This window comes from Rothia santali (assembly GCF_024199905.1).
Taxonomy (GTDB): Bacteria; Actinomycetota; Actinomycetes; order Actinomycetales; family Micrococcaceae; genus Rothia; species Rothia santali.
Genome location: NZ_JANAFB010000014.1, coordinates 1 through 16,552 on the forward strand (window position 1 = coordinate 1; position 16,552 = coordinate 16,552).

10 protein-coding genes and 1 pseudogene are annotated in these 16,552 nt (G+C 74.7%); 8 read left to right on the plus strand and 3 right to left on the minus strand.

Annotated elements, in window-relative coordinates:
- Positions 1–97: 97 nt before the first annotated feature.
- Positions 98–5,140 (plus strand): annotated as a pseudogene (locus NBM05_RS07195) (Lhr family ATP-dependent helicase); the annotation flags it as partial.
- Between the two features lie 1,171 nt (positions 5,141–6,311).
- Positions 6,312–6,530, plus strand: coding sequence for a hypothetical protein (locus tag NBM05_RS07200; protein WP_254166159.1), 219 nt, complete (start codon positions 6,312–6,314; stop codon positions 6,528–6,530).
- Positions 6,531–6,620: 90 nt separating this feature from the next.
- Here the strand turns inward: NBM05_RS07200 and NBM05_RS07205 are convergent, their stop codons facing one another.
- Positions 6,621–7,694: an aldo/keto reductase gene (locus NBM05_RS07205; RefSeq protein ID WP_254166161.1), complete on the minus strand. Its 1,074-nt coding sequence runs from the start codon at positions 7,692–7,694 to the stop codon at positions 6,621–6,623.
- A 167-nt stretch (positions 7,695–7,861) separates the two neighbouring features.
- The gene (gene idi, locus NBM05_RS07210) at positions 7,862–8,383 is read right to left on the minus strand and encodes an isopentenyl-diphosphate Delta-isomerase (protein ID WP_302183779.1); all 522 of its coding nucleotides are present in this window, start codon (positions 8,381–8,383) and stop codon (positions 7,862–7,864) included.
- A gap of 414 nt (positions 8,384–8,797) precedes the next feature.
- Here idi and NBM05_RS07215 point away from each other — a divergent pair, with 414 nt between their 5' ends.
- From NBM05_RS07215 to NBM05_RS07240, 6 genes are all read left to right on the plus strand, one after another.
- Entirely contained in the window at positions 8,798–10,324 is a 1,527-nt protein-coding gene (locus NBM05_RS07215; RefSeq protein ID WP_254166165.1) for an amino acid permease, read from the plus strand.
- Between the two features lie 50 nt (positions 10,325–10,374).
- Positions 10,375–11,334: a pseudouridine synthase gene (locus NBM05_RS07220; RefSeq protein WP_254166167.1), complete on the plus strand. Its 960-nt coding sequence runs from the start codon at positions 10,375–10,377 to the stop codon at positions 11,332–11,334.
- Between the two features lie 208 nt (positions 11,335–11,542).
- On the plus strand, positions 11,543–12,670 hold the full coding sequence (locus NBM05_RS07225; protein WP_254166169.1) for a glycoside hydrolase family 76 protein: 1,128 nt from the start codon (positions 11,543–11,545) through the stop codon (positions 12,668–12,670).
- A 92-nt stretch (positions 12,671–12,762) separates the two neighbouring features.
- Positions 12,763–13,308 (plus strand): NUDIX hydrolase family protein, encoded by a 546-nt coding sequence (locus tag NBM05_RS07230; RefSeq protein WP_254166171.1) that lies wholly within the window; start codon positions 12,763–12,765, stop codon positions 13,306–13,308.
- Between the two features lie 201 nt (positions 13,309–13,509).
- A complete protein-coding gene (tgt, locus tag NBM05_RS07235; RefSeq protein WP_254166173.1) occupies positions 13,510–14,823 on the plus strand; it encodes a tRNA guanosine(34) transglycosylase Tgt in 1,314 nt (437 codons plus the stop codon).
- A 12-nt stretch (positions 14,824–14,835) separates the two neighbouring features.
- Positions 14,836–15,333 carry an SRPBCC family protein gene (locus NBM05_RS07240; RefSeq protein WP_254166175.1) on the plus strand — a complete coding sequence of 166 codons (498 nt, stop codon included), beginning with the start codon at positions 14,836–14,838 and terminating at the stop codon, positions 15,331–15,333.
- A gap of 97 nt (positions 15,334–15,430) precedes the next feature.
- Here the strand turns inward: NBM05_RS07240 and NBM05_RS15650 are convergent, their stop codons facing one another.
- Positions 15,431–16,507 (minus strand): FUSC family protein, encoded by a 1,077-nt coding sequence (locus tag NBM05_RS15650; RefSeq protein ID WP_254166177.1) that lies wholly within the window; start codon positions 16,505–16,507, stop codon positions 15,431–15,433.
- Positions 16,508–16,552: the final 45 nt, after the last annotated feature.

A 16,552-nucleotide genomic window follows, 5' to 3' on the forward strand; every position in this document is an offset into this window, starting at 1 on the left:
TTTCAAGGAAAAGGCCGGCTACGGAGTTCATCCCTAGCCCCGGGGCCTGGGAGATGTGTAAAAGAGCCGGGCGCCGCCCCCCGCCGTCCCCGCCACCCCCACCGGGCTCGGCCCCCCGGAGGAGCCCGAGCCCTCCCCGGGCCGCGGCCGCCGGAAGGCCGCCCGCGAGGTCAACCGCACCAAGGTCCTGTACATCTCGCCGCTGAAGGCGCTCGGCGTCGACGTCGAGCGCAACCTCCGCGCCCCGCTGGTGGGCATCACGCAGACCGCGCGGATCCACGGCCGCGAGCCCCGCGAGATCTCGGTCGGCGTGCGCTCCGGGGACACCCCCGGCAAGGAGCGGCGCCGCCTGGTCACCGACCCGCCCGACATCCTCATCACCACGCCCGAGTCGCTGTACCTCATGCTGACCTCCAAGGCGCGCGCGAGCCTGACGGACGTGCACACCGTGATCATCGACGAGGTCCACGCCGTCGCCGGCACCAAGCGCGGGGCGCACCTGGCGGTCTCGCTGGAGCGGCTGGACCAGATCCTGCAGCGGCCCGCCCAGCGGATCGGGCTCTCCGCGACCGTGGAGCCGGTCGAGACGGTCGCGCGCTTCCTGGGCGGCACCGCGCCGGTCAGCATCGTGCGGCCCCCGCTGGAGAAGCGCTGGGATCTGCGAGTTTCGGTGCCCGTGCCGGACATGTCCAACCTGACCACGCCCGTGCCGCGCTCCGAGCTGCCGAAGGTACGCACCGGGCTCGACGCCGGCTCGGCCGCCTCCGGCAACGCGACGCTCGAGGACGCGCTCGGGCTCGACCTCGAGTCGCCGCTGGCGGTGGCCGAGGCCGAGCGCGGCGGCTCCGCCAAGCTGCCGCCGGACACCCCGCACGAGGTCGTGGCCTCGATCTGGCCGCACGTCGAGGAGCGGATCGTGGACCTCGTGGAGGCCAACCGCTCCACGATCGTCTTCGCCAACTCCCGCGGCCTCGCCGAGCGGCTGACCTCCCGCCTCAACGAGGTGCACGCGTTCCGGGAGGAGCAGCGCGGCAACGTCGCGCCGTCCTCGGGGCCCTCGACCCGCAGCGCGGGCTCCGGGATGCGGGTGGAGGCCCCGCGCCGCGGGCCGGCCGCCGCCCCGGCGGGACCCGGGGCCGCCACGGCCACCCTCGACGACGCCCGCGAGGACGCTCGGACGGGGAGCCGCGAGGACGCCCGGCCCGGGAGCTCCGAGGCCGCCCGGCCGGACGTCAACGACGCCGCCCACGACGCCGGCGCCCCCGAGATCCCCTACGCCCCGCCCGCGGTGAACCACCTGACCTCCGGCACCGCGCCGGCCGAGCTGGCCCGGGCCCACCACGGCTCGGTGTCCAAGGACCAGCGCGCCCTCATCGAGGACGCCCTGAAGTCCGGGCGGCTGCGCTGCGTCGTCGCGACCAGCTCGCTCGAGCTCGGCATCGACATGGGCGCGGTGGACCTCGTGATCCAGGTCGAGTCGCCGCCCAGCGTGGCCAGCGGCCTGCAGCGCGTGGGCCGCGCGGGCCACCAGGTCGGCGAGGTCTCCCGCGCCGTGATGTACCCCAAGCACCGCGGCGACCTGCTCTCCGCGGCCGTGACCGTGGACCGGATGCGCGCGGGGCGGATCGAGCCGCTCTCGATCCCGGCCAACCCGCTGGACGTGCTCGCCCAGCAGACCGTCGCGGCGTGCGCGCTCGGGCCCATCGACGTCGAGGCCTGGTTCGAGGCGCTGCGCCACACCGCGCCCTTCGCCGCGATGCCCCGCTCCGCCTACGACGCCGTGCTGGACCTGCTGAGCGGCAAGTACCCCTCCGACGAGTTCGCCGAGCTGCGCCCCCGGCTGGTCTGGGACCGCGACGCCGGCGTGCTCGAGCCCCGGCCCGGCTCGCAGCGGGTCGCGGTCACCTCGGGCGGCACCATCCCGGACCGCGGCCTGTACCCGGTCTATATCGTCGGCTCCGACGAGACCGACCGCGGCCCCAAGCGCGTGGGCGAGCTGGACGAGGAGATGGTCTACGAGTCCCGCGCGGGCGACGTCATCGCCCTGGGCGCCACGAGCTGGCGGATCGAGGAGATCACCCACGACCGGGTCAGCGTGACCCCGGCCCCCGGCCAGGTCGGCAAGCTCCCGTTCTGGCACGGCGACGGCCCCGGCCGCCCGGTGGACCTCGGCGAGGCCACCGGCCGCTTCACCCGCGAGCTGGCGAGCGCCTTCGAGGACGGCGAGGACGACGCGCGGGCGGCCGAGCGCCGCCTCGCCGAGTCGGGCCTGGACCAGTGGGCCGTGGACAACCTGCGCACCTACGTCACCGAGCAGACGGCCGCGACCGCGCAGGTGCCCAGCGAGAAGACCATGATCGTGGAGCGCTTCCGGGACGAGCTGGGCGACTGGCGCGTGGTCCTGCACTCCCCCTACGGGATGCCGGTCCACGCCCCGTGGGCGCTGGCGGTCGGCGCGCGCATCGACGAGAAGTACGGCCTGGACGGCTCCGCGATGGCCGCCGACGACGGCATCGTGCTCCGCGTGCCCGCGATGGAGGAGGAGCCCCCCGGCGCCGACCTGTTCATGTTCGACCCCGAGGACCTCGACGCGATCGTGACCGAGCAGGTCGGCTCCTCCGCCCTGTTCGCCTCCCGGTTCCGCGAGTGCGCGGCGCGCGCCCTCCTGCTGCCCCGCCGCGACCCCGGCAAGCGGACCCCGCTGTGGCAGCAGCGGCAGCGCTCGGCCCAGCTGCTCGACGTCGCGCGCAAGTACCCCAGCTTCCCGATCATCCTGGAGACCGTCCGCGAGTGCCTCCAGGACGTCTACGACCTGCCCGCCCTGCGCGGCATCCACGAGCGGATCGCGGGGCGGCAGATCGCGGTCCGGGAGGTCGAGACCTCGGAGCCCTCGCCCTTCGCCAAGACCCTGCTGTTCGGCTACGTCGGGCAGTTCCTGTACAACACGGACGCCCCGCTGGCCGAGCGCAAGGCCGCCGCGCTGTCCCTGGACCCCTCGCTGCTCGCCGAGCTGCTGGGCCGGGACGAGCTGCGGGAGCTGCTGGACCCGGACGTCGTCGAGGAGACCGAGGCCCAGCTGCAGCGGCTGGCCGAGGACCGGCGGATGCGCGGCGCCGAGGGCCTCGCGGACCTGCTGCGGCTGCTGGGTCCCCTGAGCGTCGAGGAGGCGGCCCGGCGCCTGACCGAGCCCGACGCCGCCGGCGCGGCCGCCGAGGAGCTGGTCGCCGCGCACCGGGCCATCCGGGTGCGGGTCGGCGGCGAGGAGCGGATCGCCGCGGTCGAGGACGCCGCCCGGCTGCGCGACGGCCTCGGCCTCCCCCTGCCGATGGGCGTGCCGGCCGCGTTCATCGAGCCCGTCCCGGACCCGCTGGGGGACCTGGTCTCCCGGTACGCGCGCACGCACGGGCCCTTCACCACCGCGGAGGCCGCGGCGGCGCTGGGGCTCGGGCGGGCCGTCGTCGAGACCGTGCTGGAGCGCTTCGCCGCGGACCGGCGGGTGGTCTCGGGCCGGTTCGTGCCCGCCGAGCTGCTGGCCCGGCGCCGCGGGGACGCCCCGGGCGAGGAGGCCGAGGAGTGGTGCGAGGCGGGGGTGCTGCGGACCATCCGGCGTCGTTCCCTGGCGAAGCTGCGCTCGCAGATCGAGCCGGTCGACGTCGCGACCTACGCCCGGTTCCTGCCCGCCTGGCAGCGCGTGCGCGCCGACGGCTCCGCCGAGGACCCCCGGGTGGGCGACGCCGACGGGCTGCTGACGGTGATCGACCAGCTCGCCGGGGTGCCCGTGCCGGCCTCCGCCCTGGAGACGCTGGTGCTCCCCTCGCGCGTGAAGCGGTACTCCCCGGCGATGCTCGACGAGGCGATGTCCGGCGGCGAGGTGCTGTGGACCGGCGTCGGGACCATCCCGGGGCAGGACGGCTGGGTCGCGCTGCACCTGGCCGAGTCCGCCGACCTGACCGTGCGGCCCGAGCCGGCGATCCCCCTGGACGACCTGAGCGCGGACGCCCGGGCGGTGTACGCGGCGATCGGCGACGGCGCCGACTTCGTCCCGCGCATCGCCGCCCGGGCCGGGTTCTCCCTGGCCAAGACCGGGGACGCGCTGTGGGAGCTGGTCTGGGCGGGCCTGGCCACCAACGACACCGCGGCGCCCCTGCGGGCCTTCCTCGACGGCGGGCGCGGCGCGCACTCCCGGCCCAAGGCGCCCGCGCGGGCCCGGTCCGCGGGTCGGCGCGGGGCGGGGCGGATCGCGACGGCGCGACGCGGCCGGGCCCCGGGCCTCGGCGGCGCGGCCGGCGGGCTGAGCGCGACCGGCCCCACCGGCTCGATCACGCCCGGGATGAGCGGGCTGACCCCGCAGCGCGAGCGCGAGCTCTCGGGCCGCTGGTCCCGGGTCAGCGCGTTCCTGGACGAGGAGCCGCTCGAGGAGACCGTGCGCGCCGTGGCCCTGGCCCAGCTCATGCTCGACCGCTACGGCGTGCTGACCCGCGGCGCGGTGGCCCAGGAGGAGACGCCGGGCGGGTTCGCCGCGGTCTACCAGATCCTCGCCGCCCAGGAGGACCAGGGCGACGCCCGCCGCGGGTACTTCGTGGACGGCCTGGGCGGGGCGCAGTTCGCGGCGCCCTCGACCGTGGACCTGCTGCGCTCCTCGATGATCGACGAGCAGCTGGAGGGCTCCGCCTCGACGCCGCGCACCCCGCAGGTGCTGGTGCTGGCCGCCACGGACCCCGCCAACGCCTACGGCGCGACGCTGTCCTGGCCGGACCCCGTGCCGGCGGCCGAGCTGCTGGGCGGCGCCGACGACGACGGCCGCCTGGCGCGCCCCGGCCGCAAGGCGGGTGCTCTGGTCGTCCTCGTGGACGGGCGGCCGGTGCTCTACGTCGAGCGGGGCGGGAAGACCATGCTGGCGTTCAGCGCGGACGCACGGGACCTCGAGCTCGCGGCGCCCGCGGTGGCCCGGGCCGTGCGGCTGGGCGCGGTGGACAAGCTCGTGGTGGAGAAGGTCAACGGGCTGGGGATCCTCGAGCGGGTCTCCGGGTCGCACGAGGGGCCGGACGCCCTCGGCTCCCTCCGCCAGGCCCTCGTGGACGCGGGGTTCTACACCACGCCGCGCGGCATCCGGATGCGCCGCGAGGCCGGGACCCGGTGAGGCGGGGATGACGCCGGCGCCGGGGCTCGGGCCGATCTCCCGCGCGCTGGGCCGGGCCCTCACGACCCACGCCGACCGGCGGGCCGCCCACCGCGCCCCGCGCGAGGAGGGACCGGGGTGACGCTGCACCGCCGCGCCGACGACGCCGCCCGGGCGGGGCGGCCGGCGGAACGCGAGCGGAGCCCGGCCGACCGTGCCACCGCGGCGGCGCGGCCGGCGGGATCCGCTACCACCTCGACGTCGGCCGCCTCGGCTCGACGCCGCCCACCGGCCTGGTCGTCTACCTCGACGGCGACTACTGGCTGCCCTCGCTCTCCCGCTTCCACTCCCCGCGCGGCCGCACGATGCGGGCTCGCGGCGGCCGCGGCGGAGCACGGCGCGGCGCTGCTCGCCGTCGACACCCCGACCGCGCCGTCGGCCTCGCCGGGTTCACCTGGTGGGTCCGCCACCGGGAGAACGCCGAGGCCCTCGTCCGCCTGGTCCGGCGGGTCGCGCGGGAGCTGCCGACGCCGCCGGGGCGCGTGTGGCTCATGGGCTACTCGGGCGGGGCGGAGCTCATCGGCTTCGAGCTGCCCCGCCTGGTCGAGAGGCTCGCTCAGGGGGCAGGGGGTGCGGGGCTGGACGGGCTTGGGATCTGCGGACGACGAGGGCTCGCCGCCCCGGCCCTCCGGGTCGCGGGCGCCGTCATGGTCGGCGGCGGAGGACCGTCCGGCGACCCCGGTCCGCCCCGGCGAGGCGCCGCGGGCCTGCCGCTGCTGTGGTGGGTCGGGGACCGCGACGGGTCGCCCGCGGGTCCCGCCTGGGCTGGTCGGCGGCCGCGGCGGCTCGGCGGGGCGCCCGGGCCTACCGCGGGGCCGGGTGGGCCGGCGTCGTGCTCCGGGTGGTCCCCGGGCCACGCACCGCTCGTACGACCTCCCCGCGATCCTGCGGGAGAGCCTCGCCTCCGGCGGGCCGGCGGACCGCGGCTGAGCTGAGCCGCGCGCCGGGCGGCACCGGGGTGCGCGGGCCGGCCCCGTCCACCGGCCGCGCGGCGTTATCACTCACGGCGTATCTCGTGGCGGCGCGCCCCGATGCGGGTACTGTGAGAGTGAGACCCGTCACGGGGAAGCATCAGGGACGATCCCCCGCCCGTCCCTCGACGAGCCGACCGGCTCGGAAAGGAACACTCGTCATGAACCACCGCCCGGAACGCTCCCGCAAACAGGTGCTGACCGTCTTCATCCTGACGATGGTGGTCGGCGCGGTCGCCGTCATCCTCATCGCCACCGCGACCAGCGCCTCCAACCTCTGGATCATCCCGGTCGTGATCGTCGTCGTGCTCCTGCTCGCCGGGCTGATGTTCTACGCCACCGGGGGCAAGAAGTCCAAGGAGCACCACCGGGGGCCCTGATCCTCCCCGGCCGGCGCCCGCGCGGGAGGCCCGCTCCCCGAGGGGAGCGGGCCTCCCGCCGGTTCGGGACGGGGCGCGGCGGCCGCGGCGTCAGTCCTGCGCGTCGATCCGGTGCTTCTCGAACTCCGCGTAGAACTCGGCCTCGGCGGGCTCCGGCCGGTCCTTGCCGTTGAGCAGCCGGTGCCAGATCGGGTAGTAGGCCGGCAGCTGCGTCGCCGCGGTGATGCGGTCCCGGGCCTCCGCGGGGAGGGCCGTCTCCCCGGCATCGAGATCCTCCGTCAGGTGCTCGAACCTGCGGGCGGCGACGACGATCCCGTTGACCCCTGGCCGGTCCATGAGCCACGAGATGACTACCTGCGGGATGCTCCAGCCGAGGTCTCGGGCGATCTCGTCGAGCAGCTCGATGAGATCGTAGGCCCGGTCCCAGTCGGTGACGTGGGGCTCGGGCCACCCGGCGCCCTGCCGTGTGTCCGAGGGGGTCTCCCGCCCGCGGCGGACCTTGCCGTTGAGCAGGCCCTCGCCCAGCGGGCTCCACCCGAAGGTCGCGACGCCGAGGTCCCGAGCGGCCGGGATGATCTCGTACTCGGCCTCCCGCGCCTCGGGCGTGTAGTAGACCTGCTGGGACACGGGCCCCTCGAGGTGCGCGAGCTTCGCCTCGTACACGGTCTTGGCCAGCTGCCAGCCGTTGTAGTTGGAGACGCCCCAGTAGCGGATCTTGCCCGCCCGGATGAGCTCGTTGGCGGTCTCGATGCTCTCCCGGATCGGAGTCTGGCCGTCCCAGGCGTGCAGGTAGAGCAGGTCCAGGTGGTCGGTGCCCAGGCGCTCCAGGCTGTCCTCCACGGCGCGGGTCAGGTGGATCCTGCTGGAGCCGCCGTCGTTGGGCCCCTCGCCGGTGGGCATGCGGGCCTTGGAGGTCAGGACGACGCGGTCCCGGTCGGAGCCCAGCGCCCTGCCGACCACACGCTCGGAGTCGCCCGCGGAGTACAGGTTGGCGGTGTCGATGAAGTTGATGCCGCGGTCCAGGCACTCCCGGATCGCGCGCGACGCCTCCTCGACGCCCACTCCGGCGATCTTCTCGAAGCCGCCGCCCGAGCCGTACGGAATGCAGCCCAGCGCCATGCGGGAGACGAAGAGCCCGGAGCTTCCCAGTCGTGTGTAGTCCATCAGCTCATCGTCGTGGCGGACTCGAGGGTCGGTCAAGGGGGGGGGCGGGCCTGGAGACCGGCACGGCCGGGCCTGGCCCGGGCGCCGGCGTCATCGGCCCGGACCCGGGCACCAGCGCGGTCGAGCCCGGGCGCCAGCGCGTTCGGGCCTGCCTCCGCGGCACCTGCTCAGCCGGCCAGCGCCTCGCGCAGCTCACGGCGCTCCAGCTGCCAGCCCATCCAGGGGCTGAAGGCGGCCGGCACCGCGCGCACGGCCGCGACGGCGTCGCGCGCTGGCACCCAGCTGATCTCGCAGACCTCCGCGGGGCGCGGCTCCGGGGTCGACGCCGCCCGCGCCACGTACACGGGGCAGAACTCGTCCTCGACGATACCGCTGGCGTCCACTGCCCGGTAGGAGAAGTCCGGGACCACCTCGCGGATCTCGGCCAGCTCCAGGCCGAGCTCCTGGCGAGCGCGGCGGGCGACGGCCGCGGGGAGGTCCTCACCGGGCCCGGGGTGCCCGCAGAGGCTGTTGGTCCAGGTGCCCGGCCAGGCCTTCTTCCCCAGCGCGCGGCGGGTCAGCAGCACGCGGCCCTCGGCGTCGAGGACGTAGCAGGAGAAGGCGAGGTGGCGCGGGGTGTCCTCCGTGTGGACCCCGGCCTTGGGGGCGGTGCCCACCGGGCGGTCCTGGTCGTCGAGGAGGACCACCAGCTCCTCCGAAGGTTCCGATGCTGCGGACGGGGATGCCGCCGCCGCGCCGGCGGCCGGAGCAGCGCCGGCGGCCGGAGCGACCTCGGCGGCCCGCGCGCCGTCGGCTCCCGGCGTCGCGCCGCGGGCCCCGGGCGCTCGGGGGTCGTTCCTGGGATCGCTGCGCACTGGGTGCCTCTTCTCGACGTCGTCCGGTGGGTCCGGCCCGCGGCCGTACCCCGCGAGCGCCCCTGAGAACACTACCGAAACCCCAGGCGGGGCGGAATATTTTGACGCCGCAGCGGTGGAGGGTTCACTCTTGACCTTCGTATAATAATCTTCACGTCGCCGGCGGTGGCAGCCCCGCCATCCGGCGTCGTGCCGTCGCACCGATGCCCCCGCATCCGGACCGCGCGGCTCTCCATCGAAGGAATTCCCATGTCACTCGGGCTATTTCGCACCAAGTCCATCGAGCAGAGCATTCGGGACACCGAATCGCCCGAGCACAGCCTCAAGAAGAACCTGGGAGCGCTGGACCTCATCGTCTTCGGCGTCGGAGTCTGCATCGGCGCGGGCATCTTCGTCCTCACGGGCACCGCCGCCGCGACCAACGCGGGACCGGCCATCGCCCTGTCCTTCGTCATCGCCGGCCTGGCCTGCGGCCTCGCGGCCCTCTGCTACGCCGAGCTCGCCTCGACCGTGCCGGTCGCCGGCAGCGCCTACACCTACACGTTCGCCACGATGGGCGAGCTGCTCGCATGGATCATCGGCTGGGACCTGATCCTCGAGTTCACCGTCGGGGCCGCGGCCCTGGCGACGTCGTTCAGCCAGTACCTCAACGTGGTGCTGGCCGGGACGCCGCTCGAGATCCCGACGGCCCTGGCCACCGCCGAGGAGGGCTACCTCAACCTCCCGGCCGGGCTGCTGGTGCTGGGGCTCACGGTCGTCCTGGTCACCGGCGTCAAGCTCTCCAGCCGCATCAACCAGGTGGTCACCGCGCTCAAGCTCGCGGTGGTCCTCGTGGTGATCGTCTCGGGCGTCTTCTTCATCAAGGTCTCCAACTGGGTGCCGTTCATCCCGCCGGCCGAGGGCGCCTCGGGCGAGCAGGGCAGCGCGCTGCACCTGCCGCTGGTGCAGACCATCTTCGGCATCGAGCCCAGCGTCTTCGGCGTCGGCGGCGTCTTCGCGGCCGCGGCCATGGTGTTCTTCGCCTTCATCGGCTTCGACATCGTCGCGACCACCGCCGAGGAGACCCGCAACCCGCAGAAGAACATGCCGATCGGCATCTTCGGCTCCCTCGCCATCGTGACCATCCTCTACGTGGCCGTCTCCCTGGTCATCACCGGGATGCAGAACTTCCGCGACATCGACCCCGACGACGGCGCCCCGCTGGCCACCGCGTTCGTCCAGGCCGGGCTGCCCTTCATGGGCGGGCTGATCGCGATCGGCGCCTGCATCGGCCTGATCGTGGTGTGCATGATCCTGTTCCTCGGCCAGACCCGCGTCGGCTTCGCCATGGCCCGCGACCACCTGCTGCCCGCCTACCTCGGCAAGACCCACCCGAAGTTCGGCACGCCGTACCGGTTCACCATCATCGCCGGGGTGTTCATCGCGATCCTGGCGGCGTTCCTGCCGCTGTCGACGCTGGCCAACCTGGTCAACATCGGCACGCTCTTCGCCTTCGTGCTCGTCTCGATCGGCGTCGTCGTGCTCCGCCGCAAGCGCCCGGACGTCCCGCGCGCCTTCAAGGTCCCGTTCGTCCCGGTGCTGCCGGTGATTTCCGCGCTGATCTGCGTCTACCTGATGATGAACCTGACCCTGGAGACCTGGATCCGCTTCGTCATCTGGCTCGCGCTGGGCATCGTCGTCTACTTCGCCTACTCGCGCCGGCACAGCCGCCTCAACCCGGCCAACGGGACCCAGGAGGAGCTGCACGAGGGCGCCTCCGGCACGCCCCGCGCCTGACCGAGCCTCCCCAGCCCGCCGATGGCCCGCCGCCCCCGCCGCAGCCGCCCGTGCCCCCGCGCGACGGCGTCTCCCCCACCCGGGTGCGTCTGCCGCGCGAGGGGCGCTGGGCGTGCCTCGCCGCGTTCCTCACCGAGCGCTTCCCGCCGTACGACGCCGGGGCGACGGCGGCCCTGTTCGCCCGCGGCGACGTCCTGGGGCCGGACGGCGGCCCCCTCGGCCTCGACGCCCCGTACGAGCCCGGTGGGCACGCCTGGGTCTTCCGCCCGCTGCCCCCGGAGGCCGGGCCCCCGATCGAGCTGCCCGTGCTCCACGAGGACGAGCACCTCCTGGTGGTCGACAAGCCGCACGGGCTGGCCGTGACCCCGCGCGGCGCCCACGTCCGGCGCACCGTGGTCACCGCCCTGCGCGCCTCCACGGGCAACGGGCTGCTCACCCCGGCCCACCGGCTGGACCGGCTGACCGCCGGCGTCCTGCTGCTGGCCAAGACCCGCGAGGCCCGCGGGCCGCTGCAGGCCCTGTTCGAGACGCAGCGGGTGGCCAAGGCCTACGAGGCCCTCGCCCCGCTGGACCCGCCGGGCGCCCCGGAGGTGCCGCGGCACCCGGCCGCCCCGCTGGAGCTGGCCTCCCGCATCGACAAGCGCCCGGGCGTCCTGCAGGCCCGGGAGGTCGAGGGGCCGCCCAACGCGTTCACGGCCGTGAGCCTGCTCCGGGAGGTCCCCGGGGCCGCGGGGCGCCTGGGGCTGTACCGGGCGATGCCGCGCACCGGCAAGACCCACCAGATCCGGGTCCACCTGAGCTCGATCGGGCGCCCGATCCTGGGCGATCCCCTCTACCCGCGCGTGCTGCCGCCCGAGGAGGCCGCGGAGCTGCCCTGGCTGCAGCTGCTCGCCCGCGGGGTGTCGCTGACCCACCCCCTCACCGGCGAGCGGCTGAGCCTGCGCTCGGCGCGTACGCTGGAACCCACGGCAACCGAGCAGCAGCGACCACCAGCGCGGGAGGCACCATGACCCCAGACCCCACGGCACCCGGACCGGACGTCCCCGCGTCCCGGCGCGACGCCGGCCCCGGCACGGCCGCGCCCGGCCCGGCCGACCCCGGCTCCGCCGCGGACCCGCGCCCACCCGCGCGGGCCGCCACGGGCGGGGCCGCGCCGAGGGCGGAGACCCGGCGGCGGACCGGGGCCGTCCCGAGCGCCCGCGGCGGGCGGCCGCCTCGGTGACCAGGCTCTACGTCCACCGGCTCCTGGGCGTTCCGGGGACCCTCATCGCCCGCTCCTGCGTGCCCCCGCGCGAGGGTCTCGCCGCGCGCGCGACCCGCTGGAACTACTGGTGGCAGGCCCACCTGCTCGAGGCGATGGTCGACGCCGGGGAGCGCGAGCTCGCCCTGGGCCGCCCGGACGAGGCCGCGCTGTGGCTGGACCGCGGCGGGCGCCTGCTGCGCGGGATCCGCTGGCACAACCTCGGCAGCTACACGAACTCCTACTACGACGACATGGCCTGGCTGACCCTCGCGGCCCAGCGGCTCAACGCCCTGTCCCGCCGGGCCACGGGACGCGGGTCCGCGATCGCGCAGGAGGCGGGCCGCGCGCTGTACCCGCGGCTGGCCCGGGCCCTCACGCCGGAGCTCGGCGGCGGTGCGTTCTGGAACACCGCCGAGGACTACAAGAACGTCCCCTCCACGGCCCCGATCGCGATGGCGCTCGCACGCGCCGGCCGGCACGAGGACGCCGCGCCCCTGCTGTCCTGGCTGCGCGAGAACCTCTTCGACGAGGAGCGCGGATACCTCGACGGGATCCGCCTGGTGCCCGCCCGCAGCGGGGAGCGGGTCCCGCAGGTCGATCGGAGCGTGCACTCCTACAACCAGGGCACCGTCCTGGCCGCGCACCTCGAGCACCCCGCGGGGGACCTGCGGCACGCGGAGCAGATCGTGGCCGCCGCGGCGCGGAACCTCGCGGTCGACGTCGAGGTGGAGGGCACCACGGTGCGCGTCCTGGACACCCGCGGCAGCGGGGACGGTGGCCTGTTCGCCGGCATCCTGGCCCGGCACCTCGCCGCGGCCGCGCAGGACGAGCGCCTGGCCGCGGAGACCCGCGCCACGGCCCGCGACCTCGTGCTGGCCACCGCGGAGATGCTCTGGAGCGGGCGCCGCGAGTACGACCCGGACCTGCCGCTGAACGAGATCGGGGTGGACGTGACGGAGATCCGGAACAGCGCCGTCGCGGTCTTCTCCCCCGACGCCGCCCGGCACTGCTCCGATGTGCTGGGGGCCGGCGTCGGCGCGGAGCTGTCCTCCCAGGTCCAGGCGTGGACGATCCTCGAGGCGGCCTGGCGCCTCGAGCGGTGAGGAGCCGCCCGCTATTCAGCGGGTAGCCGAACCTCGCCGATTTCGGCCCGCGCGGCTAGGTGGGCCGCCCGCGGGTGAGATAGAACCGACACATGAGCAGTGTACGTACCCCGGATCCCACGCCGGGCTGGCTTCCCGAAGAGGAGCTCGCCCAGGCCCGCCAGCGCCTCCCCATGGTCTACATCCAGGCCATCCCCGTGGTCCTGGACCCGCTGGGGAACATCACGGAGGTGGGGCTCCTCCTGCGCCCCAACGAGGAGGGGACCATGGTCCGGTCCTTCGTCTCCGGCAGGGTGCACTACCGCGAGACGGTGCGCGCGGCCCTGCTGCGCCACCTCGAGAAGGACCTCGGGCCCCTGGCCATGCCGCAGATGCCCTTCACCCTCGCCCCCTTCACGGTGGCCGAGTACTTCCCGGCGCCGTCCCAGTCGGGGCTCACGGACGAGCGGCAGCACGCCGTGGCCCTGTGCTACATCGTGCCGGTCACCGGGGACTGCGAGCCCCGGCAGGACGCGCTGCAGCTGTCCTGGCTGACCCCGGACGAGGCCGTCAGCCCCTCGATCCAGGAGGAGTTCGAGGGGGGCGCCGGCGACCTCGTCCACCGCGCGCTGGCCCACGCCGGCTGGGGCCGGTGCTAGCGGCCGCGTAGGCAACCGGGTGGGCCGAACGGGGCGTCCCCGGGCCGGTGTCGAGTCGGACGGGTCGTCGCCGAACGGGTCGTCGCCGGGCCGGCGGCGGACCGGGTCGACCGCCTCGGCGTCGGGCCTCCCCGGACCGGGTGGCCGGCGCCATGACGGCCGTCGCAGACCGCTCTCCCCTCGACCCCCTAGGATGTACGGGTGCTAGATACGACCTTCCCCAGCGACCAGTTCGGCTTCCGGATCGGCGCGCGCCTGACCGAGACGGTCGGCGCCGACTCCTCGGCCGACGCCCGCGCCCGCAACGACGGCGGGGAGTTCCTCGGCCGCACCGGGGTCATCAGCACCCCGCACGGCGAGATCCGCACGCCCGCGTTCATCCCGGTGGGGACCAAGGCCACGGTCAAGGCGGTGCTGCCGGAGTCGATGCGCGAGCTGGGCTCCCAGGCCCTGCTGGCCAACGCCTACCACCTGTACCTGCAGCCCGGCTCGGACGTGCTCGACGCCGCAGGCGGCCTCGGGTCCTTCATGAACTGGCCCGGCCCGACCTTCACCGACTCCGGCGGCTTCCAGGTGATGTCGCTCGGCTCGGGGTTCCAGAAGGTCATCGACATGGGCACGGTCTCCGGGGCGGCCGGCGCGGACGGGCGCCCCCTGGGGGACGACGACGTCGCGGCCGGCAAGCTGCGCATGGCGCACGTGGACGACGACGGCGTGACCTTCAAGTCCCACCTCAACGGGGACCTGCACCGCTTCACCCCGGAGGTCTCGATGGGCGTGCAGCACCGGATCGGGGCCGACGTCATGTTCGCCTTCGACGAGCTGACCACGCTCTACAACTCCCGCCCCTACCAGGAGCAGGCCCTGGAGCGGACCCGACTCTGGGCGCTGCGCTGCCTCGCCGAGCACCGCCGGCTGACCGAGGAGCGCTCGCACCGGCCCTACCAGGCGCTGTTCGGCGTCATCCAGGGCGCCCAGTACGAGGACCTGCGCCGCACGGCCTGCCGCGACCTGGGCGCGATGGGCTTCGACGGCTTCGGGATCGGCGGCGCGCTCGAGAAGGAGAACCTGGGCACGATCGTGCGCTGGTGCAACGAGGAGCTGCCCGAGAACAAGCCGCGGCACCTGCTGGGCATCTCGGAGCCGGACGACATCTTCGTCGCCCTGGAGAACGGCGCGGACACCTTCGACTGCGTCTCCCCCACGCGGGTCGCGCGCTCGGCGGCGGTCTACTCGCCCGACGGCCGGTTCAACGTCAACAACGCCCGCTTCAAGACCGACTTCGGCCCCGTCTACGAGGGCTGCGACTGCTACACGTGCGCGAACTACTCGCGCGCCTACCTGCACCACCTCTTCAAGGCCAAGGAGCGGCTCGCCGCGACCCTGGCCTCGATCCACAACGAGCGGTTCATCGTGCGCATGGTCGACACCGCGCGCGAGACCATGGCCTCGGGTGACTACTTCGCGTACCGTGACGAGTTCATGGGACGCTACTACGCGAGTTCCCGGGGCTGAGAAAGGCACCTCATGAGCATTCTGGCCACGGTCCCCCCGGACCACATCGTCTCCGTCTCCGCCGACGTCGCGGCCTCCCCCGCGGAGGTCTTCGGCGCCTTCGTCGACCCCCTGCGGCTGGCCGGCTGGTACGGCCCCGAGGGGTGGCTCGTGCCCGTCCACACCATCTCGCTGGACGCCCGCCCGGGCGGGACGCTGCGCCTGGTCATGGTCAACCACGCCGATCCGAGCCAGGCGGTCCCGATGTACGCGACCTACGTCAGCGTCGTCGAGGGCGAGCTGCTGGAGCACCGCGAGTCCCTGCCCGGGCCCAACGGCGAGGCGACCGACGCGAGCGTGTTCCACCGGATCGAGTTCCTCGAGCGCGAGGTCGAGGGCCGGGCCGGGACGCGCGTGGTCATCAGCCAGGGTCCCATGCCCCCCGAGATCCACGAGACGGTGGCCGCGGGTTGGCGCTCGGCGCTGCGCAAGCTCGCCGCCACCGTGGAGTCGCAGGTCCGGACCGCATAGGGGCGGCGCGGGACGGCAGGATCCGGCCCGCATAGGGGCGGCGCGGGACGCCGGGTCCGCCGCGCCCCGGAACGGCCCCGTCGGCACCGCTCCGGGCCTACCCGGCCCGCTTCCCCCCGCGGCGCCCGATCAGGCGCAGGATCGGCAGCGCCCGCGTGTCCGCCTCCCGCTCCTCCGTGGTGCGGAACAGCAGCACCAGCGCCAGGCCCACGGCCGCGCCGATCGCGGTCTCGGCCATGCGCGCCGTCAGGATCTCCTGGGTCGACGTCGGGTGGGCCAGCTGCAGCATCAGCAGCGCCAGCGGCGTGATGAACAGCAGCGCGAACCCGTAGTTGCGGATCACGAACAGCTCGGCCAGGAACTGGAAGAGCACCACGTAGACCACAAGGTGCCACTGCTGCAGGCCGGTCGAGAGCACGAAGGCGGCGACCAGGATCCCGCCGAAGGTTCCCACCACCCGGTGGATGCCGCGGTACAGGCGGGCCGCGACGTCGGGCGCGGAGATCGGGGCGACCGCCGCGACCATGGCCCAGTAGAAGTGGCTGAGCCCCGAGGCCTCGCCGAGCACGCCGGCGATCAGCGCCGCGCCGGCGTACAGCAGCCCCTGCCGCGCGATCTCCCGCGGGGGCATGACGAAGCGCGCGGCCACGGGAGAGACCGGGCCGCGGTGGCCCTCGCCGATCAACCGGGCCAGCAGCCCCACGAGGAGGCACCACACCACCGACAGCGCGGCGACCGCCAGCCCGAGGCCGAGGTCGGCGGAGGGCGGCAGGCTGCCGATCGCCCCGGCCGCGAAGAGGTAGAAGATGGCCCCCGGCGGCTTGAGCCCCAGCATCGAGCTCACGACGGCGCCGACGCCGCCCGCGAGCGCGACCACCGGGATCACGACCCACGCCGAGGCGCCCGTGAAGGACAGCAGGGCGCCCAGCATGATCATGGCCAGCAGCAGGCCCCCGGCCTCGCACTGGTGGCGGAAGCGCTCGCGCAGGGGTTCCTGGCGCCCGTAGATCGCGGTGAAGGCGCCGAAGGAGGCGAAGATCGTGAGGTCGGGACGCCCCAGCAGCAGCATCGCGACGAGGGGCACGGCGATGCTGACCGCGATCCTGAAGGCGGGGACCTGGTCCGATCGACCGGGCGAGAAGGCGAGCAGCTGGCGGATGTGACCGGTGGGCACGGGGACGGGGGCTCCTTGTCTGACGGGGCGCGGCGAGACGCGCCG

Excerpts from the sequence above, each read along its gene's own strand:
- NBM05_RS07240 (WP_254166175.1), top strand. The coding sequence starts at position 14,836 with ATGAGCATTCTGGCCACGGTCCCCCCGGACCACATCGTCTCCGTCTCC.
- NBM05_RS07200 (WP_254166159.1), top strand. The coding sequence starts at position 6,312 with ATGAACCACCGCCCGGAACGCTCCCGCAAACAGGTGCTGACCGTCTTC.
- NBM05_RS07215 (WP_254166165.1), top strand. The coding sequence starts at position 8,798 with ATGTCACTCGGGCTATTTCGCACCAAGTCCATCGAGCAGAGCATTCGG.
- NBM05_RS07205 (WP_254166161.1), bottom strand. The coding sequence starts at position 7,694 with ATGGACTACACACGACTGGGAAGCTCCGGGCTCTTCGTCTCCCGCATG.
- NBM05_RS07230 (WP_254166171.1), top strand. The coding sequence starts at position 12,763 with ATGAGCAGTGTACGTACCCCGGATCCCACGCCGGGCTGGCTTCCCGAA.